At 63.9% G+C, this 19808-nt stretch carries 18 protein-coding genes; 8 read left to right on the top strand and 10 right to left on the bottom strand.

All coding sequences use genetic code 11. The annotated features are described in order from the left end of the window. Window positions 1-51 precede the first annotated feature (51 nt). Window positions 52-258, top strand: coding sequence for a hypothetical protein (locus ACZYYX_RS19960; RefSeq protein WP_463816328.1), 207 nt, complete (start codon window positions 52-54; stop codon window positions 256-258). Between the two features lie 125 nt (window positions 259-383). On the opposite strand, the gene ACZYYX_RS19955 is transcribed toward ACZYYX_RS19960, so the two are convergent. Beyond that, a complete protein-coding gene (locus ACZYYX_RS19955; RefSeq protein ID WP_463816327.1) occupies window positions 384-1529 on the bottom strand; it encodes a DmpA family aminopeptidase in 1146 nt (381 codons plus the stop codon). A gap of 137 nt (window positions 1530-1666) precedes the next feature. Here ACZYYX_RS19955 and ACZYYX_RS19950 point away from each other — a divergent pair, with 137 nt between their 5' ends. Further along, window positions 1667-3172 carry an ABC transporter substrate-binding protein gene (locus tag ACZYYX_RS19950; RefSeq protein ID WP_463816326.1) on the top strand — a complete coding sequence of 502 codons (1506 nt, stop codon included), beginning with the start codon at window positions 1667-1669 and terminating at the stop codon, window positions 3170-3172. Between the two features lie 17 nt (window positions 3173-3189). Here ACZYYX_RS19950 and ACZYYX_RS19945 read toward each other — a convergent pair whose 3' ends face one another. From ACZYYX_RS19945 to ACZYYX_RS19925, 5 genes are all read right to left on the bottom strand, one after another. After that, window positions 3190-4125, bottom strand: a complete 936-nt coding sequence (locus ACZYYX_RS19945; RefSeq protein ID WP_463816325.1) for an oligopeptide/dipeptide ABC transporter ATP-binding protein — start codon at window positions 4123-4125, stop codon at window positions 3190-3192. Continuing rightward, window positions 4122-5042, bottom strand: coding sequence for an ABC transporter ATP-binding protein (locus ACZYYX_RS19940; RefSeq protein ID WP_463816324.1), 921 nt, complete (start codon window positions 5040-5042; stop codon window positions 4122-4124). The genes ACZYYX_RS19945 and ACZYYX_RS19940 overlap by 4 nt, the downstream gene beginning before the upstream one ends. Before the next feature lie 4 nt (window positions 5043-5046). Next, window positions 5047-5856: an ABC transporter permease gene (locus ACZYYX_RS19935; RefSeq protein WP_463816323.1), complete on the bottom strand. Its 810-nt coding sequence runs from the start codon at window positions 5854-5856 to the stop codon at window positions 5047-5049. 77 nt (window positions 5857-5933) lie between these two features. Further along, on the bottom strand, window positions 5934-6938 hold the full coding sequence (locus ACZYYX_RS19930) for an ABC transporter permease (RefSeq protein WP_463816322.1): 1005 nt from the start codon (window positions 6936-6938) through the stop codon (window positions 5934-5936). 112 nt (window positions 6939-7050) lie between these two features. Then, window positions 7051-8367 (bottom strand): aspartate aminotransferase family protein, encoded by a 1317-nt coding sequence (locus ACZYYX_RS19925; protein ID WP_463816517.1) that lies wholly within the window; start codon window positions 8365-8367, stop codon window positions 7051-7053. A 111-nt stretch (window positions 8368-8478) separates the two neighbouring features. Between ACZYYX_RS19925 and ACZYYX_RS19920 the strand changes: the two genes are divergently transcribed. From ACZYYX_RS19920 to ACZYYX_RS19900, 5 genes are all read left to right on the top strand, one after another. Beyond that, window positions 8479-9261 carry a FadR/GntR family transcriptional regulator gene (locus ACZYYX_RS19920; RefSeq protein ID WP_463816321.1) on the top strand — a complete coding sequence of 261 codons (783 nt, stop codon included), beginning with the start codon at window positions 8479-8481 and terminating at the stop codon, window positions 9259-9261. Window positions 9262-9345: 84 nt separating this feature from the next. Beyond that, window positions 9346-10110, top strand: a complete 765-nt coding sequence (locus ACZYYX_RS19915) for a gamma-glutamyl-gamma-aminobutyrate hydrolase family protein (RefSeq protein ID WP_463816320.1) — start codon at window positions 9346-9348, stop codon at window positions 10108-10110. A 123-nt stretch (window positions 10111-10233) separates the two neighbouring features. After that, window positions 10234-12348: an oxidoreductase gene (locus ACZYYX_RS19910; protein WP_463816319.1), complete on the top strand. Its 2115-nt coding sequence runs from the start codon at window positions 10234-10236 to the stop codon at window positions 12346-12348. Beyond that, window positions 12348-13706: an aldehyde dehydrogenase family protein gene (locus tag ACZYYX_RS19905; protein ID WP_463816318.1), complete on the top strand. Its 1359-nt coding sequence runs from the start codon at window positions 12348-12350 to the stop codon at window positions 13704-13706. The genes ACZYYX_RS19910 and ACZYYX_RS19905 overlap by 1 nt, the downstream gene beginning before the upstream one ends. 78 nt (window positions 13707-13784) lie before the next feature. After that, window positions 13785-15062: a glutamine synthetase family protein gene (locus ACZYYX_RS19900; RefSeq protein ID WP_463816317.1), complete on the top strand. Its 1278-nt coding sequence runs from the start codon at window positions 13785-13787 to the stop codon at window positions 15060-15062. A 75-nt stretch (window positions 15063-15137) separates the two neighbouring features. Here ACZYYX_RS19900 and ACZYYX_RS19895 read toward each other — a convergent pair whose 3' ends face one another. Genes ACZYYX_RS19895 through ACZYYX_RS19880 form a run of 4 tightly spaced genes read right to left on the bottom strand, consistent with a single transcriptional unit; the run spans window position 15138 to window position 18771 of the window. Next, entirely contained in the window at window positions 15138-15920 is a 783-nt protein-coding gene (locus tag ACZYYX_RS19895; protein WP_463816316.1) for a FadR/GntR family transcriptional regulator, read from the bottom strand. Between the two features lie 40 nt (window positions 15921-15960). Beyond that, window positions 15961-16743, bottom strand: coding sequence for an SDR family NAD(P)-dependent oxidoreductase (locus tag ACZYYX_RS19890; RefSeq protein WP_463816315.1), 783 nt, complete (start codon window positions 16741-16743; stop codon window positions 15961-15963). Continuing rightward, the gene (locus ACZYYX_RS19885; RefSeq protein WP_463816314.1) at window positions 16740-17651 is read right to left on the bottom strand and encodes a 3-hydroxyacyl-CoA dehydrogenase family protein; all 912 of its coding nucleotides are present in this window, start codon (window positions 17649-17651) and stop codon (window positions 16740-16742) included. The genes ACZYYX_RS19890 and ACZYYX_RS19885 overlap by 4 nt, the downstream gene beginning before the upstream one ends. Beyond that, on the bottom strand, window positions 17638-18771 hold the full coding sequence (locus ACZYYX_RS19880) for an LLM class flavin-dependent oxidoreductase (protein WP_463816313.1): 1134 nt from the start codon (window positions 18769-18771) through the stop codon (window positions 17638-17640). Before ACZYYX_RS19880 ends, ACZYYX_RS19885 begins: the two co-directional genes overlap by 14 nt. Window positions 18772-18875: 104 nt before the next feature. On the opposite strand from ACZYYX_RS19880, the gene ACZYYX_RS19875 reads away from it, so the two are divergent. Beyond that, window positions 18876-19778 (top strand): isocitrate lyase/PEP mutase family protein, encoded by a 903-nt coding sequence (locus tag ACZYYX_RS19875; RefSeq protein WP_463816312.1) that lies wholly within the window; start codon window positions 18876-18878, stop codon window positions 19776-19778. The last annotated feature ends 30 nt before the right edge of the window (window positions 19779-19808 follow it).

The raw sequence follows: 19808 nt of genomic DNA, 5'->3' as shown, positions 1-19808 counted from the left end.
GCGCCGGCCTCGCCGCTGCTGCGCAGGCGGACGTCGGGGCGCACACCAAAGATGACACCGGCCCCGATCGCCAAGGCCGAGCGGATGTATGACTCGCGCCAATTAGCCGTGGGTGAGATCGCCGCTTCCTGCTCGGTCACCCCGACGATCAATTATCGCCGCTTCAAGGCCGACCAAGTCGGCCCAAATCCGCGAAATCCGATCAAGTTCAACAATGTCGGCGACAAGCATTCAGCGCAAGTCGACGCGCATGTCTAGCGACTAACCGCGGCCTAGAGTGTCTGCCACCGACAACCTGCCCTATGGGCCGTGCGTGCGCAGTCGAAGCTTTCGCGGACGTCGTCTCGGTGCCTGCGCCGGATGTCGCTCGCGGCCGTGTGCAGCTACCCCCGGAGGAGCTCGTCGAGGCGACGCAGCGGAAGGGCTGGAAGTCGGTGGCCGTCGCGGCCCGTCATCTCCTCGTTGACCACCATCGAATTGATAATGGCTTCTTCGACCGCTTGCACGGCGGCGGTGTAAAGATCGTCCATACGTCCCCAGGGGATGAAGGACAACGATTTCACATCCGGTTCGCCTCGCGGATAGTCGCTCGACAGTCCCGGCGCCGGCGCGGTTGAGAAGGCCAGGAAAATGTCCCCTGAGAAGTGGCTGCCCGTGGTCCCGGTCCTAGCTATTCCCAGGGGGACTCGTCGCGCCAGAGCCTTGCACTGGCCAGGGAGCAGCGGCGCGTCGGTTGCCACTAGGACGATGAGTGACCCTGCGCCGGGTGGAACAGGTGTTGTGGGATCTGCTCCGTGCCACGGCTCGGCGATCGGATTGTCCTGTGCGAGAGAAGGACCAACATGCGTTCCGGCGATGGTGAGTTCGGTGCGGACCCCGAAATTCGTCTGGGCGAACACCGCGACCGTGTAGGACGTGGTGCCGTAAGCCACCAGCCGCGACGAGGTGCCGTTACCGCCGCTGTAGTCATAACAGCTCATTCCCGTACCGCCGCCAACGGACCCTTCGGCGACCGGTCCGCTTGTCGCGCCATCGAGTGCTGCGCGAACGTGCGCCTCGGTCACGTGGTGTCCGTTGATGTCGTTGAGGTAACCGTCGTAGGTCTCGGCGCAGATTGGAAGCAGCCACCGCCGTGACAACCGCGGATCGACGTCGTTGGCCCAGGCGATGACGGCCGCGTGGCAGGTACCGATGGCATGCGTATTGGAAAGCACCACCGGCATGTCCAGGTAGCCTGCCTCGTCGACCCATGTAGTGCCGGTCATCTCGCCGTTGCCGTTCAGGGAGTACCAGCCGGCCGCGCAGGGTTCTCCAAGGCCGGATCTGCCGCGCGGCAGGACAGCGGTAACGCCGGTTCTGACTGGGCCCTTGCCTACCACCAATGAGCCGTCCCCTTCGATCAGGGTGGTGGTACCCACCTCGATGCCGGGAACGTCGGTGATGGCATTGAGGGCACCGGGATCGCCTCCGAAGGAGATGCCCAGTGCGCGGGCGCGCGGACGTCCATCGGGGGAGTGCGTTGCTGTCACGATCGGTCCTGACTCTTGGTTCGGAGTGGCCCGCGCGGTCCGCGAGGGGCGCAGTCCTTGACGGCGCGGATTCCATGATGCAGCATAAAGGCTCCGAACAAGAGCCAAAGAGCCTTTGTTTATAGGGGAGCGTGACGATGAATCTTCGAGCTGTCGCGACGGTCTGTCTCGCGATGGGGCTGGCCTTATCGGGCTGCAGTCCAGCATCCATTCGCAGCGGTGGCGCGGGGGACACCCTGACGATGTCACTCGCCGCCCCGGTCGACACACTGGACCCGTCTGTGGCCTATCAGACCGGATCGTTCGCCGTTCTAGCCAACATCTTTCAAACGCTGGTCGCGCTCGACCCCAAAGGCGCCATCGTTCCCGGGCTCGCCACCAAGTACGAAGTCGACGCGCCAGCGCACACCATCACCTTCGCCCTGGACCCCGCGGCCAAGTTCTCCGACGGCAAGCCGGTCACTTCGGCCGACGTCGCTTTCTCGGTCGACGTGTGGAAGCAAAGCGCCTCCTACGGTTCCTGGTACGCATCCATCGACCGGGTTACCACTCCGGATCCGCACTCGGCGATCCTGCACCTCAGCTCCACCGGCCTGGCGTCATTGGGGGTCTTGGCCATCGGCACGGCGTCGATCCTCCCCAAGGACTTCGCGGGGATGTCGCGGGAAGACTTCTTCCGAAAGCCGGTCGGATCCGGCCCCTACGCAGTTGAATCGGCCCGATTGTCCGAGCAGGTCGTAGTCGTTGCCAATCCCCACTACGGCAGGCGCGACGACATGTTCTTCAAAAGGGTCGAGTTCGACGTAATCCCCGATGCCAATCAGCGCCTGGTGCAATTTCAATCGAAACAGCTCGACATCGTGAGCGAGATCAGCCCGACCGACGCGGTGCAGTATCCGCAGGAGGTTTTGCGGCGTTCTCCGTCGTTCTGGCAAGATCTGCTGATTGTCAACGTGCGCGATGCGGTGCTGGCCTCACCGGATATGCGCCGAGCCATCTCGTTGGCGGTCGACCGCGAGGCCCTTGTTTCGAGCGTTTACAAGGGTGAAGCGGTATCCGCGACAACCGTTGCGCCACAGATCGTTCCCAACGTCATGCCATGCCCGACGTGCGACTGGGGTCGTCATGACGTTCCAGAGGCGAAGCGACTCGTCAGCTCAGCCGGCTACACCGGCCAGCCCATCACCATCCTCACCGGCGGCGGATCGACCGATCTTGCCGGCCAGGCGTTGGTCCCCATGCTGGCATCGGTGGGCATCAACGCGGTGATCGAGAAAGTCGAAGGTGCGACGCAAACTGACAGGTTGACCAAGGGGGAGTACCAGCTGGCACTGTTGGAGAACACCGCGCTGGCGCCCACCCCTCTGGACCCGGTCGGATTCTTGGCCGATACGGAGAACTATTACGCCGGTGACGACGCCACGGCGGCCCGTGCTGCTGTTCAGATGCTCTACGACGCCCAGAATCAGAACGAGCTACAAGCCGCGAGCGAGTTCTACGAGCGGTGGGCCTACGACAGCGCTTCGGTGATACCGCTGGTCTCCAAGAAACAAACCTTCGCGGTGCAGGCTGGCATCGAGGGTTTCGAAGCACCTGTGTCAACAGGCTTTTCGGTCGCTCCGCTCAGCCGCGCCTCCTCCTGACCGCATCCCGCCCTAGTTCAGAGTCGCGGCGCGGGCAGCACACAGGCCACTTGGTGGTCGGATCCGGCGGAGCGCAAGACCGGGTCGTGACTGTCGCATCCTGTGATGGCTTCCGGGCAACGAGGGTGGAAACGGCATCCGCTCGGGATGTCGAACGCGCTCGGCAATTCACCGTGCAGGACTTCCGAGGCCGGCGCATCAGCTGTGGTGCGGATCGTCGGTGCAGCGCGCAGGAGCGCTCGAGTGTACGGATGTCCCGGCGACCGGAAGATTTGATCGGCCGGCGCCACCTCGACGACGCGACCCAAATACATCACGGCCACGTCGTCACACACCGCGCGGACGACACCCAGATCGTGCGAGATGAATACTAGTGTCAATCCCAACTGCTCCTGTAGTTCGACCAGGAGATTGACGATGGTTGCCTGAACCGACACGTCGAGGGCCGCCACCGCCTCGTCGGCGACCAGCACGTCGGGCTCGACTGCGAGGGCCCGCGCAATCGACACTCGCTGTCGCTGTCCCCCGGAAAGCACTCTGGGCCTTTGCTCGAGCACGTACTGGGGTAGCCCCACCAGGTCGACCAGTTCACGAACGCGTGTGTGGAGAGCGTCGCGGCTTCGATGGCCGTGTGCGACGAGCAGTTCGCGCAGCATAGAGCCCACGGTCATGCGTGGGTTCAACGAGGAGGTCGGGTCCTGGAACACCATCTGGATGCGGCGACGTTGCTCCCTCGAGCGGTGTGCGCCTGCAGGACTACCGTCTATCAGCACCTCGCCCGCGCAGGGTTTCTGTAGACCGACCATGACGCGCGCCAAAGTCGATTTGCCACAACCAGACTCGCCGACAATACCGATGGCCGTTCCGCGGTCAACCGCAAAGCTGACCTCGTCCACCGCGGTGAGTCCGCTAAAGCGCACGCACACGTCGTTCAGCTCGATTATCGGAGTCATCGCACCGCCTCTGAGACGACTTCCTGCCGCCGGCAGGCTGATTGGTGCCGTTCTGCAACAGTGCGCAACGGCGGCCTCGCGGTCGTGCATTCCTCCTCGCTCATCGCACAGCGGGGAGCGAAGACACAACCCGGGGGCCGGGAACCGACATCGGGCGGAAGGCCGGGAATGGTGGTCAAGCGGCCCTTGGGTCGACCGGCGTCCGGAGCCGCCGAAAGAAGACTCCGGGTGTACGGATGGCGGGGGAGGGTCAGCAATTGCGACGCCGCACCGACTTCCACGAAGCTACCGCTGTACATGACCGCCACGTCGTCGGCGATGCGGGAGATCACCGCCAGGTCATGGCTGACGAACACCATGGCCAGGTCGCGCTCGACACGGAGCCTCTCCAGCAGCGACAGTACCTGGTCCTGGATCGTGACATCGAGCGCCGTGGTCGGTTCGTCACACAGCAACACCTGCGGCTCCACCGACAACGCCATTGCGATCATGACGCGCTGCCGCAGACCGCCCGAAAGTTCGTGAGGCCAGCTGTTCGCTCGCCGCCGCGGGTCGGGTACGCCCACCTCGGCCAACAGTTCCAGTGCTCGGGCACGCAGCTTCGATCTCGGAACCCGTTGAGCACGAAGACCTTCAGCCACCAATTCACCGACACGCATGGCCGGATTCAGAGCGCTCATGGCGTCTTGGAAAATCATCGAGAGCGTCCCGGCCGCGACCGTCCCGGCGGTGATTCGTGCCGGCGCCAGTCCCATGATCGCGCGCAGGGTCATGCTTTTGCCGCTGCCGGACTCACCCACGATGCCCAGGCAGCGGCCCGCATGCAGCTCGAATGTCACGTTCTCGACGATTCGGGCGCGCCGAGTTCGACCAGCCGCGACCGTCAACCCCCGCACGCCCAGCACCGGCACGGTCATACGTTCAGCTTCCTTTCAGCCGGTCGTCGAGGCCGTCGCCGATGAGCGCCAAAGCGACACCGAGAACGCAGATCACGATGCCGGGGGCGACGACGAGCCACCAACTGGTCACCATCGCCTGACTGCCGTCGGCAATCATCGATCCCCATTCCGGCACTCCGGGCGGCACGCCTAGGCCGATGAAGGACAGGGTCGACAGGGCCAGGATGGCAAGGGCGATGTCCACGCAGGCGTAGACCAGAACTTGTCCGATGCTGTTGGGCAGGACGTGCCGGGCGATGATACGAGGAACCGGCAGCCCACCCGCTCGGGCTGCTTCGTAGTAGCCCAAGGACGTGACCCGTCGCACTTCTGCATTCAAAAGTCGCGCATAGACCGGCCATCCCACCAACGCGAAGCCCAGGAGCACAGGCGCCTCACCTGGCCCGAGGAAGAGAACGCCGTCACCAGGCCCCATCAGACCCACCAGCACCATGAACAAAACGAGAACAGGGAAAGCAAGCACGACGTCAGCGAGCCGCATCAGAGCGGCACGAACCCACGGGTGAGCCATCCCTGCGATCAGGCCGACGGTACTGCCGATGACCATCGGCAACACCGCACCCAGCACCCCCACCCGCAAGTCCACCCGGGTGGCGTATACCAGGCGCGAGAACACGTCTCGGCCGAGGCTATCGGTGCCGAGCAGGTGCTCGCCATCCGGTGCTACCAGCGCATTGGCGAGGTCCTGGTGCATCGGGTCGAAAGGCGCGATCAGGCTCGGCGCCGACGCCACCACCAGGAACGCCGCGACGACGAGTCCGCCGGCGAGCAACTTTCCCAGTCCCCGCGAGCTGCGGCGACTTTCGGGCACCATCCGCCGAGGCCCGGTGGTGCGATCTGCGGTTGTCGTCATCGCGTCCTCTGTCGGGGGTCCAGCCACTTCGCCGCGCCGTCGGCTAGGGAGTTGGCGATGACGACGGCTACGGAGAACAGCAGCGCGAGTCCCTGGACGACGGAGACATCTCTGTGGCGGGCTCCGTCGATCAGCGCCGAGCCCAGCCCGGGAATGTCGAAGGCGTATTCGATGACGACCACGTCGAACAGGAGCAGACCGAAGAGCACGGCAAGAATGGCGATCGACGGTCCCACGGCATTGCGCAGGATGTGGTGCGTGGTCAAGCGCCACCGGCGGACCTTGAGAGCACGCGCCACTGCGACGTAGTCGGATTCAAGGATTTCTATGAGACTGCTCCGCAGACTGCGAACCAGCAACGGAGAGGTGGTGAAGCCGATAGTCAGCGAGGGAAGTACCAGGGAGCGAACGAGGTCGTCGGGCGTCGAACCCAACCCAGAGACGGGAAACCATCCGGTCTGGAGGGCGACGAACCGAATGGCGATGAACGCCACCCAGAACGATGGTAGGAAGAGGGCCACGAGAGCCAGCGCTCGAATAGTTTGGTCTGCCATGCGATCTCGCCGCGCGGCGGAGATCAGGGCAAGGGGAACGGCGATCGCTACACTAGCCGTTAAGCCACCGGCCAGCAGCATCAGGCTCAGCGGTGCACGTTCGGCGATCAGAGCCGCCACCGACCGGCCATCCCAGGACTGACCGAGATCACCGCGAAGAACGCCGGCCATGTAGCTCACGTACTGCACGAACAAGCTTCGATCGAGTCCCATCTGCGAACGAAGCTCTGCCAGCGCCGGCAGGCTGGCGCGGGGACCGAGTTTGATTTGGGCCGGATCGCTGGGCAGTACACGGGTCGCCACGAATACCGCGACCGACACGATAAGCAGAACCACCAGCAGCTGGGCGAACCACCGCGCCACGGCGATCGATGTGCCGCTGCTGACCGTTGGCCGGAAGGCGCCAGCTCGGGCGCGGCCCGCAGGCGATGGTGAGACGGTGTGCACGCTCAATTTCCTAACAGGGTTCCGCCGAATCACGAGGCGCTGGCGATTAAAGGCTCCAATGCAAGTCCATTAAACCTAGGATAGGAGCGGCCGTGCGTCAACCTTCGAACAGTCAGCCGTGTGCCGCGCCCGATGCAACGACGGCGCCGATGGATGCCTGCAGAGTGTCCAGTCCGCGATGCAGGTCGGTCTCGGTGATGGTCAACGGCGGGGCGATGCGGAAGATGCCGCCCATCCCCGGAAGTTGCACGATGTTCATGTGCAGACCACGCGACAAGCATTCCGCGGTGATCGTGGCTCCGAGCCGATCTGCAGGAGTCTTGCTTTGCTTGTCGCGGACCAGTTCCACACCTTGGAGAAGTCCACGACCCCGTACGTCGCCGACGACTTCGAATCGGTCGCGGATCTCAATCAGCCGTTGAGTCAGCTGCGCACCAAGCTGCGCCGCGCGGGCCACCAGCCCCTCTCGCTCGATGACGTCGAGAACAGTGAGTGCGACCGCGCCGGCAAGCGGGTCGGACACGTGTGTGGTGAAGAACAAGAAACCCCGGTCATGGCAGCTCTGTTCGATCTCTGCCGTGGTGATCGTGGCCGCCACCGGTAGGCCGGCCCCCAACGTCTTTGACAGCGTCAGGATGTCGGGGACGATACCGTCCCGCTCGAAGGCGTACATGGAGCCGGTCCTGCCGAGGCCGGTCTGGGCTTCGTCGACGATCAGCAGCATTCCACGCTGCTCGCACATCGACTTGAGCTCGCGGAAGTAGCCCGCAGGCGGTTCGATGATTCCGCCCGACGACAGGATCGGCTCAACGATGCAGGCCGCCAGACTGCCTGACGACTGGCGGTCGACCAACGCGAATCCGTAGGCGAGTTCGGCTTCCCAGTCGTAGGACTGGTCGGGCTTGCGGAACGGCGACCGGTAGGCATTCGGCGTGGGCAGCGTGAGGTTTCCCGGGACCGGTGGGCCGTAACCTCGGCGCCCAGCAGAGAAGGTAGCCGCCGCCGCCCCGGAAGTCATGCCATGCCAAGACCGGTCGAACGAGACCACCTCGTACTTTCCGGTGTAGAGCTTCGCAATCTTGAGCGCGGCTTCGTTCGCTTCGGCGCCGGTGGTCAACAGCATGGACTTTTGCAGGGGAGCGGGAAGCGTCGCCGCCAGTCTGGTGGCCAACTGCACCACCGGCGCGCTCAACATGCCGCTGTAGAGATGGTCCAACGACGCAATGGCACTCGAAGTGGCAGAGACGATCTCCGGATGGCAATGGCCAAGAATGGAACTCATCTGGCCGGAGGTGAAGTCGAGGATGGCCTCGCCCGCCGAGTCATAGACGTACGAACCCTGTGCCCGTTCGATCACACGCGGAGTAAATGTAGCCCCGTAGCGAATGACGTAGTCGTCGACGGCGTTCCAGAATGATCCCTCGGCCACCAGATGCCACCTTCCAAAGTCTCTCCGCGGTTCAGCAGCATTCCGCCTGCATGGGCACAGGAGCTCTGCCAGGCCCCTGGCTTTGCGGTACCAATTGCGTACCATAAACGGATGTCTACTGTGGACGAAGGCGGCGCACCGACACAGAACAGGGAGCCGTTGATGGCTTTCACGCCGATCGAACCGGTGCGTGCGCATGAGTACGTGGCCGAGCAACTGCGCCACCACATCCTGCTCGGGCTCATTCCGGTCGGTGCAGCACTGCCAACGGAACGTGACCTCGCTCAGATGCTGCGAGTCGGTCGCAACACCATCAAGGCAGCCCTGCACATCCTCGAGTTGGAGAAGTTGATCGAGACACGCCGCGGCCGCTCTGGGGGGACCTTCGTCACCGACCCTCGTCTAGATGGCGACGGCCACGAGCGGCGGTTGCTGGAGATTCGACTGGCAGGCGACGAGCTCGAAGATGCTGTCCGATTCCGCAGGATCATTGAGGAAGGCGCAGCTGCCGAAGCCGCACGAACCGCAGACTCGGACTGCCTCAATCGGCTCAGAGGGCTGATGACGCGGATGCGCGAGACCGACGATCCTCTCCAATTTCACCAGCTGGATACGGAATTCCATATTTTGATCGCCAAATCTACTGGCATCGAACACCTTGCGGCAGCCGTGCGGCAAGTGCGCATCACCCTCAACCAAGCCATCTGGGCGCAACCCGGAACTGCCATGTGGCACGAACGGATCAACAGCGAGCACGAAGCGATTCTCGACGCCATCTACGCCTCCGATCCGGTTCGGGCAGCGCGAGCCATGGGCGAGCACCTCGGACCAACCGAAGCCGGGGTTCGGGTCCTGATCGGCACCTCCAGCTCCTACCGCGCCAAGGGCAGCTGAGCACCGTCAGCCCGGGCTCGACCGGAGATGCCGTGAGCTGCGTTAGTCTATGGCTTTAATAGGGAGCCATAGAAAGGTATTCATGTGCCTCGCCCGGGAGCCGTCATCGCCGTCTGCACAAACCTGGAACGCGCTCGTTGGGGCTTCTGGGACGCCGAGGCGGCCATCGCGCCCGGCAACTACCTGCGCGCCATATCCAGGTCCCACGCACTGTCGGTGCTGATTCCACCGACATCCTCATCCAGCGCACACGTCCATACCGTGCTGGATCGGGTGGACGGCGTGCTGCTCATCGGTGGTGTCGATGTGGACCCCGCGATCTACGGCGCGCGGCGCGAAGAACACACCGAAGCGAGCAATCCAGAAAGAGACGAACACGAACTCGCCGTCGCAGCGGCTGCGCTGCAACGTGACATTCCCCTGCTCGGAATCTGCCGGGGCATGCAGATTCTGAACGTCGCCCTCGGAGGCACACTGATTCAGCATCTCGACAACGCACAGCGTGCTGTTCACCGTCGGGCACTGGGCACTTTCTCGGGAACGGAGCACACGGTGGCGGTGCATGCCGGGTCTGCCCTATTCGACGCTATCGGCGAGGCGGACCACCAAGTCCACTGTCACCATCACCAAGCTGTCGACCGCCTCGGCGATCATCTGCGTGCCGTCGCGCACGCTGGCGATGGGGTCATCGAAGCGGTCGAGTCGAGCAGGCACACCTACGCCGTTGGCGTGCAATGGCATCCGGAAGCCAATGACCGGAGCCGAGTCATTGGGAGCCTGATCGACGCCGCGCGACGCCGTCGTGGCATCGGTTCCCCGCTTTCGTGGCGGGAAACGCCGGGCAGCTGACAGCCAACTCCTTCTAGTGTTGACACCCTCGCCGGGCCATCGTAGATTTGGCCTCGTTACGAGGCCATAAAGCCGAGCTGTGGTGCGTATCGATTGCGCGACCGGCCCAACGATGGGAACAACATGACGCGGCCAGAGCACGCTGCGCTCTTCGAACCACTTGCCATTGGACCGAAGATCTTGCGAAACCGCTTCTATCAGGTACCCCACGGGCCTGGATTCGGTACGGAAAAATACCGAACGCGCGCCCGTTACGCCGCCACCCAAGCCGAAGGGGGCTGGGCCGCAGTGTCGACGGGCATCTGCACGATCAGTCCCGATGCCGACATCACGCCCGTGCGTACCGAGCGGATGTGGGACGACGAAGACGTCGCGCGGCTGGCTGTGTTCGCTGACGGGGTTCATCAGCACGGAGCCTTGGCGGCGATCGAACTCGGCCACGGCGGTGCCGACGCCAGTGCCAGGGAATCACGGTGGCCGTTGATCGGACCGAGCCAGCTGGCCAGCGATGCCCACGCCACTCGTGTACCCAAGCAGATGGAACTCACCGACATCCGCCGGGTTCAGCATGATTGGGTCGAAGCAGCGCGCCGGTCGAGGGAGGCCGGCTTCGACATCGTCTACGTCTACGGTGGCCACACCCATCTGCCGACACAGTTCCTGTCCCGGTTCTACAACCACCGCACAGACCAGTACGGCGGGAACCTTCGCAATCGCGCACGATTCTGGCTCGAGACCACCGAGATGGTACGCGCCGCGGTAGGCGAGGACTGCGCGATCGCAATTCGCATGGGGGTAACCCCGGAAGGGCCGGTCGGAGTCGGTATCGAAGAAACACTCGAATTCGTCTCGCTGACAGATCATCTGGTAGACCTGTGGGACATTCACGTCGGAACCCAGGTCACCTGGTCCCTGGATTCGGGGCCGTCTCGCTTCGTCACACAGGGTTCCCAACTGCGCTGGTCTAGCCAGGTCCAAGCAATTACTCCCACGCCCGTCGTGGGTGTGGGGCGGATGACCAACCCCGATGAGATGGCTCGCATCATCCGCACGGGTGAACTGGCACTGATCGGCGCGGCCCGCCCCTCGATTGCCGACCCCTTCCTACCTCGCAAAGTCGAGTCGGGTCATATCGACGACATCCGCGAGTGCATCGGGTGCAACGTATGTATCGCCACTGGGAACCTGGGTCACCTCTCGTGTACGCAGAACCCAACGGCAGGAGAGGAATACCGCCGCGGGTGGCACCCGGAGACGATGGTGTCCATCGCCGCACGGGACACGCCGGTGCTAGTAGTGGGCGGCGGTCCTGCAGGGATGGAATGCGCGATGGTGCTCGGCAAGCGCGGGCTTGATTACGTCCATCTTGTCGACGCCGGTGCGCACCTCGGTGGAGCGCTTCGATGGATGTGTCGGCTACCGGGCCTCGGAGAGTGGGCTCGCGTGTGGGAGTGGCGGGAAACCCAGCTGCGTCAACTGCGCAACGTCCAAGTGGCCTGTGGAAATCGGCTGGAACTGGCGGACGTCCTTGACTACGGTGCGCAGATCGTTGTGATCGCCTCGGGTTCTCGCTGGGCCACTGATGGAATGAATCATTTGACACACGAAGCGATCCCCGGCTGCGACGCCCGGTGCGACCACGTGCTGACACCCGAACAGATCATGGTGCAGGGCAAGTTACCCCCAGGGCGTCGGGTCGTGGTCTATGACTCCGAGGGATACTTCATGGGCAGCGCGCTCGCCGAACTCCTGCACGATGAAGGCTTCGACGTGCAGTTCGTCACGCCGTTTGCGACAGTGGCGCCTTTCGCCGACGAGACGCTTGAAGGTGGCTACGTACGGCAGCGACTGCGCCGTCTTCAGATCGAGGTGCGGCGAGACTGCCAGCTGCGTCGAGTCACGCGCTCTGGAGTCGTGCTCGACGAATATGGTGTGCATTTTGCTGTGCCCTCCGACGCTGTTGTCCTGGTGACGCAACGACTTTCCGAAGATGCCCTTTACCATGAGTTGGTCGGCGATGATCAACGGTTGGCCCGCTGCGGCATCACTGCGGTGTACCGGGTGGGGGATTGCGTGACTCCGCGACTGATCGCCGATGCGGTCTTCGATGGGTCCCGGCTAGCCCGCGAGATCGACACCGCCCGACCCTGGTTGCCCAGTCCCGTCCGTCGCGAAGAGGCGGCGGCGAGCCCCGTCGGCCGTCGAGGCACAGCGCTGACCGCACCGGGGCAAAAGTGATGAGTCAACATGGCGTCGTCAATCCGGCCACCGAGGAGGTGATCACCACCGTGCGCTGGGCCGACCGTGCCGCCACCGATCGTGCTATCGACCTAGCCGCCCAGGCGTACATCGGGTGGCGAGGTACGCCAGCCGCCACCCGCGGCAGACTGCTGCGCCGATTTGCCGCCGCGGTCGACGCCCATACCGACGAATTGGCTGATCTCGAAGTCGCCAACGCTGGCCACGTTCGCCGAAACGCAGTCGCCGAGGCAGGGCTCGTCCGAGACATCCTCGACTACTACTCGGGTGCTCCTGAACGCAATATCGGACAACAGATTCCGGTGCCAGGGGGTGTGAATGTCACCTTCCGCGAACCTCTCGGGGTGGTCGGCATCATCGTGCCGTGGAACTTTCCCATGCCGATCGCTGCGTTTGGGTTTGCGCCAGCCTTGGCTGCTGGAAATGTCGTCGTTCTCAAGCCGTCTGAACTGACGCCGTTGACAGCGATCAGGTTGGGTGAGCTCGCCGAGGAGGCCGGGATTCCCGAGGGTGTGTTCACGGTGCTCCCCGGGGAAGGAGCGGTCGTCGGTGAACGGTTCGTGTCGCATCCCGCCGTACGGAAAGTGTGCTTCACCGGGTCCACCGCCGTGGGCAGGCGAATCATGGCGGGATGTTCCGATCAGATCAAACGTGTCACGCTCGAACTTGGCGGCAAGAGTGCCATGATCGTCTTCGCCGATGCCGACTTAGCCGCTGCCGCGGCGAGCACCCCGTCCGCCGTCTTCGACAACGCCGGCCAGGATTGCTGCGCGCGGTCGCGGTTACTGCTGCAGCGCAACGTGTTCGATGAGTTCATGACCCTACTCGAAGCGCGTGTCGGGCAAATGCGCGTCGGCGATCCGGCCGATCCGGCCAGCGACATGGGTCCGTTGATCTCATCGGCGCACCGAGACCGGGTGCGCAGCTTCTTGACCGACTGTGCTGTGGCGTTTCAGGGATCAGCCCCGGACGGAGCGGGATACTGGTGCCCGCCGACGGTGGTCTCAGTACACGACCCCGCCGAGCGAGTCTGGCGCGAGGAAGTGTTCGGGCCGGTCCTGGCGGTCATGCCCTTCGGCGATGAGGCTGACGCCGTCGCGATGGCCAACGACACCGAATACGGACTGTCGGGTTCTGTGTTCACTCGCGACGTCGGCAGGGCGATGCGAGTTGCGCGGGCGGTGGAAACCGGCACGCTGAGCGTCAATTCGAACTCCTCGGTGCGTTATTGGACACCGTTCGGGGGCGTCAAGCAGTCGGGCATCGGCCGCGAGTTGGGACCCGAGGCGTTGATGTCGTTCACCGAGGAGAAAAATGTCTTCATTTCCGACCAATGACGCGTCACCCGGGTGCCGATCGGGGCGGGCTTTCGATCTCGCGGCGGGACAGTCGCCCTGTCCTCGAATGGAGAACACATGAGCTTCACATTTCTGGGCTTCACCGATGTCAACGGCGTCATCCGCGGAAAGTCTTACACGTACGCGGCATTCGATCGTCTCTGCGAGCAGCCACATGTGGCCACCCCTGACATCATCCTTGCCATTGACCCCGTCGACGCCCCGATCACGACGTTGCAGAACATCGGGCCTGCTGCGGGATCGGGCGACGTGCTGTTGATTGCCGACCAGTCCACACTGCGGCCCGTGTCTTGGCGGACCGATGGTCGGATCTGCCTTGGCGACCTGACCTGGTCCGATGGGTCTCCCTGTGATCTGTCCAGTCGTCAGGTTCTGCGAGCGGCACTCGGGCAGCTGGAGGAACTGGGGTTGCGGACCGTCGTGGCGTTCGAATATGAGTTGCGTTTGCGACGACTCGAGGATGGCAAGGCCGCGACGGGACCCCAGTGCTACAGCGCCGCAGGCGTCGATCAAATCGCCGAGTTCTGCGACCAACTGCACGCGGCCAGCGAAAGCCTCGACCTGGGCTTGTCCGTCATCCACACCGAGGGCGGAGCCGGGTTGGTCGAGGTCAACCTGGACCCGGCGCAGGGTCTGCGCGCGGCAGACAACGCCATATTGCTCAGATACGCGATACACGCAGTGGCACGTGAAAATGGTTTGCAAGCAAGCTTCCTCGCCAAACCCGTCCCTGGCGAGGAAGGATCGAGCGGGCATGTGCACCTGTCACTGTGGTCCGGTGACAACAATGTGATGATCCCGGATGACCCGATGACGCCCAACGTCACCATGCGTCATGCCATCGGGGGCATCTTGCGACATCTGCCCGCAATGTCGGCCATCATGAACCCGACAATCAACTCTTACAAGCGGCTGGTCCCTGGATTCTTTGCCCCCACCACGGCCAGCTGGGGTGTCGACAATCGCTCGACCTCAGTGCGCGCGGTGGCCTTGGCCGAACGCAACGCTCGAATCGAGGTACGCAGACCAGGAGCTGACACGAATCCCTATCTCGTCTTGTCGGCTCTCGTGGTGGCCGTCTGCGAAGGAATACGTGAGGCTGTCGAGCCGCCGGCGCCGGTGGCAGGCGACGCATCGACGCCTGCAGACAATCGTCACCTGCTACCCGCCAGTCTTGAATCGGCTGTCGCGGCGTTTCGCAACGATCCGGCGTTCACGACCCTGCTGGGAGACGATTTCGCCGAATACTACGCCCAGACCCGAGAATGGGAACTCCAGCAATGGCAGAACGCCGTGAGTGACTGGGAGTGCGCGCGTTACCGCTCCATCACGTGACACCAAGTCGGATCGTCGCCCCGGCCAAGGCCAGTCCGATGCCGCTGGTCGATCCAATACTCGGTTCCTGATCGCCTAGAGGGTCAGCTCAGCCGGGCTGGCCAGGACGAGCGCTTTCATCCGCCCGGCAACGTCGGACACCAGCGGTTCATAGGTCGCCATCAGGTTGCTCCGAGCGATCTTGCAGGCGGCAGCGCCATCGCCAGTCTCAACCGCGGCGAGGATCGCGCTGTGGCGCTCGATGGCCTTGTCTCGCGCATCCGGCCAGCCCAGCGACGGCAACCCGACATTTATGGTTGCTTTCGTGACGTCCCGCATCGCGGTGACCATCAGGGCGATCAACGGGTTGCCGCTGGCTGCTCCCTGAGCTTCGTGAAACATCACATCCGCTTTCTCCAGCTCGGCGAGGTTGGCGGCATGCCGCATACGGTCGAGTGCATCGCGCATCGATTCAATCGCTTCGCCACCCTGCTGCGCTGCATAGTAGGACGCCTGGCCTTCGAGTAGCATCCTCATCTCCACGACGTGGGCCAGCGATGCTGCCTTCCCCCGAAGCACGCCTTCGATGACGCGCGCGAGCCCCTTGGGGTAATGCGCGGTGATGATGCTTCCGTTCGGATTGCCCGGCCGGACCTCGATGAGACCGAGGCTCTCCGCCACGCGGAGCCCCTCACGTACCGTGGGCCGACTGATGTCGAACTGCTCGACCAGTTCGCGTTCGGACGGAAAACGGTCGCCGGGCGCGAATGTGCCGTCGGCAATGCTCTGTTCGATCTGCACGACCACGCGCTCGTGGGCGCGCCGTTTCTCGATCGGCTCGAAAGCCATCATCACCTCCGGGACGGTGCGGGACGCCATGGCCTATACTGGCCAGGCCAGTATAGGCCATATGGCTCGGTTACGGGACGATGCTGGGAAGGACGCCGCCGTCCACCCGCAGCGCGGCGCCCGTCGTCGCCGACGCAGCGGACGACCCCACGTAGCAGATCATCTTCGCAACCTCTTCCGGTTCGATGAGGCGCTGAATCAGGGAAGTCGTGAGTTCCTGTGCGACGAATCGTTTTTCGGCGTCAGCATAAGTCACGCCAGCGCCGAAGTTGTCCGTAATGAACGTCTTGACGCCGCTGGTGCGCGTGGGACCCGGCAGCACACTGTTGACGGTCACGCCGGAGCCGGCAAGTTCCTGCGCCATCCCCCTGGCCACCGTCAGCTGGGCGGTCTTCGTCGTCGCGTAATGGACCATCGCGGTGGGCACGAAGACCGAGGAATCGCTGCTGACGAAGATGATGCGTCCCCAACCGCGTCGTTTCATCCCCGCAACGTATTGGCGCGCGAGGCGTATTCCGCTCAGGACGTTTACGTCGAAGTAGGTCATCCACTCGGCGTCCGACACGTCGAAAACCGGTTTCGCCTCGAAGATCCCAGCGTTGTTGACCAGGACGTCGACATCAGGGACGGCGTCGAGAAGCGTGGCGGCACCGTCCGCGGTGGCAATGTCCGCGGCCACCCCGACGACATCTACGTCGCCCTCGGCTGCGTGACGGATACGGTCACAGGCAGCGCGAACGCGGGACTCGTCTCGGCCGTTGATTACCACACGTTCGCCGCACGCCGCGAACGCGGTGGCGGTGGCTTCGCCGATCCCGGTGGTCGACCCCGTGACCAGAACGGTGCGCTTCATGACGCAACCTCTCTCGCTGATTGCAGTTGTAGGTCGAGACGGCGACGGACCTCCTCGGCGCGGCCGTCGGGCCACGACAGGAATCCAGATCCGGACCGAGTTCCGTTCTTTCCCAACTTGTTACGCTCCACCAGGCCGTGCGGGGGCACCGCACTGTTCGAAAGATGGGGGAGCACATACGACATGATCTGCTCGGTCAGGGGCAGGCCGATGTAATCAGCGTTTTCCAAGGGGCCGAGCACGGGAAGGCGCCGTCCGAACGTCTCGCGGACGATCAGGTCCACTGTTTCGGCGTCGGCGATGCCGGAATCGACGATGTGCATGGCCTCACGCCACAGCGCGAACTGCAGCCTATTGCCCACGAAACCCGGTGCGTCGGCCACCGTGACGGGGCGTTTACCCAGCGCCACCAGCAGGTCGGTCACCCGGTCCACAGCGGCTTGGCCGGTTCTGCGGCCGGGCACCACCTCGACCACCCGGATCAGGTGGGCAGGGTTCCACCAGTGGGTGCCGACGAGCGTTGCGGTGGTGGGCAATTGCTCTTCGATGTCGCGGACGGGGATCACAGAAGTGTTGGTGGCCAACACCGCAGCCGGGTTGGCGGCGTACACCGCACTAAACAGTTCGGCCTTGAGCGTCAGGTCTTCGGGGACGGCTTCGAATACGAGGTCGGCGCCCTTGACGGCGTCTGTCAGCATCGACCCACGTGAGACGTCTCGATACCCCCGCCCCGCGGCATCAGCACACGCCTGCAGGCGTTCGTCGAGGGAGCTGAGCGCGCGTTCGGACGGGTCGTAGACATGGACGGGGATGTCGTGTGAGGCGACAACATACGCGATGGCGTGACCCATCAGTCCGGCGCCGAGGACGGTGATCGCCCGCGGTGCGTCGATCTCAGGCGCGGACACGGGACCGGACTCCGGCCTTCTCCAGATAGGGCATCACCAGTTCGTCGAACTGTCGAATGCCCTCGTGATAGTGCGGCCAGCTAACGACCATCCCGTCGAGGCCCTGTTCGGACAGGGCGATCAATCCGTCGGCCACAGTGGTGGGGCTGCCGACCAGGGGATAGCTTCCCCACCCGGCGATTATCGCCGTTCGCATGGCGTTCCAGTCCGCGCTGCCCGAGTTCGGCACGAATGCGTTGAGCAGATTGTCCGCCCCTTCCTGGTCGCCCTGGACACCGGCGATCGTGTCGTAGACGTCGCGAGCCTCGGCGTCGGTGTCCCGGCAGATGATGTAGGCCTGGCTGAATACAGCCAGTTCCTTGCCGAACTGTTCCCGCGCTTGGGTTTTCACCGAGCGAGCGGTGGCTCCCGCCTCTTCGATGGAGGGGGCCGCGACGAAGTTCAGGTCGCACCATTCGGCGGCGAACCGTACGCCACGGGGGCTGTTCCCGGCGCTCATGACCACCGGCCCGTCCTGCTGGATGGGTTTGGGATCGCTGACGGCCCCCGGCGCGCGGAAGTACTTGCCCGCGAAGTCGAACTCACCGTCGGTGGTCCACAGCTTCGAGGTGAGTTCCATCCATTCCGATGCAACGTCGTAGCGTTCGTCGTGGGGAAGCTGATTGTCGGCGAACATGCCGATTTCCTTCTCGTTCCAGCCTGCGACGACGTTCAGCCCGAACCGACCGCGCGAGATGTGATCGATGGTCGCGCAGGTCTTGGCCAGCCGGACCGGATGAATGGTCGGGACGTGAACGGTGGCGAAGACGCCAATGGTGTTGGTCGCCGCCGCGATGCCGGCGGCCCAGGTGAGGGTCTCGAAGCTGCGGTACTGGAAGTTCGTCTGGCCACCCATCCCACGCCAGCGGCCGATGGGCACCATCGCTTCCAGTCCAGCGGCTTCCGCGGCACGGGCGATCTCCACCGACTCGTTCCAACGGGCCTCTACAAGCCCGGGATGAGTGCTCATCGTGGTGCCGCCGCTGCAGTTCGCGCCGAAGACGCCGATCTTGAGCTTGTTCGGGCTGCGGAGCAGGGGGTTCTCGTGTCGCGGAATCTGCTCTCGGTACGGGTCGATCATGGGTGTCCTCCAGAAATCGGGCAGCGGCAGTAGTGCCGCCGATGAGGTCTCGTCTACTGGCCTAGCCAGTTGACCTAACTGGCCAAGCCAGTTAAATTGCTCACATGCCCAATGTCAAGGAAGAACACCGACAGGTGGCGGGCACGACGCCCGCCGAGTGGTTACGCAGACGGATCGCCTTCGAGGAGCCGCTGGTCCTCCCGGGTGCCTACGACGCCGTAACGAGCAGATTGGTTCACCAGTCCGGAGCCGAGGGCGTCTATGTCGGCGGTTTCGCCTCGATCGCCAGCAGCTTCGGCCTTCCGGACGTCGGACTGATCACCGGAACAGAGTTGATCGGCACGTATCGCAGAATCAAAGCGGCCACTGAGCTGCCGATGGTCGTCGACATCGACACCGGTTACGGCAACGCTGCCAACATCCGCAGGACGGTCGAACAGGTCGTCGAACTCGGCGTTGCCGGTTTCCACATCGAGGATCAAGCCAATCCGAAGCGCTGTGGACATCTCGAGCACGATCCCGTGGTGCCGGTGAAGGAGGCAGCTGCCCGGGTGTCGGCGGCCATCTCTGCGGCCGAGTACTTCGGTCGCGACGCCCCCGTCGTCATCGCCCGGACTGACGCACTGCATACGGAGGGGCTGAACGCCGCGATCGAACGCGCGCGCGTCTACCGTTCGGTCGGGGCTGACATGACATTCGTCGATGCGGTTCCCAGCATCGATGCGATGAAGCGCATTCGCGACACCGTCGACGGTCCGTTGCTCTTCAATGCCGCGACGACGGGGCGTAGCCCGGCGCTGACCGTCGACCAGATGCGGGAGCTGGGTTATTCGACGGCCATTTATCCCATCGAATTGCTGCTCAGCGCGCTGGCGGCGAGCAGATCGGTTCTCCGTGAACTCGGAAAATCCCACGACCCTTCGCAGTGGTACCAGTTCGGCGATCTCAACGAGCTTCTCGGCCTCCGCGAGGTCGAGTCATGGGTCGCACGTTTCCCGACCTCGTAATTGATCGACAGCACGCACCTCTCAACGCAG

The organism is Mycobacterium sp. IDUB_1, assembly GCF_055419625.1.
Note: the sequence above shows the minus strand (reverse complement) of the source record. Positions and strands in the feature narration are given on the sequence as shown.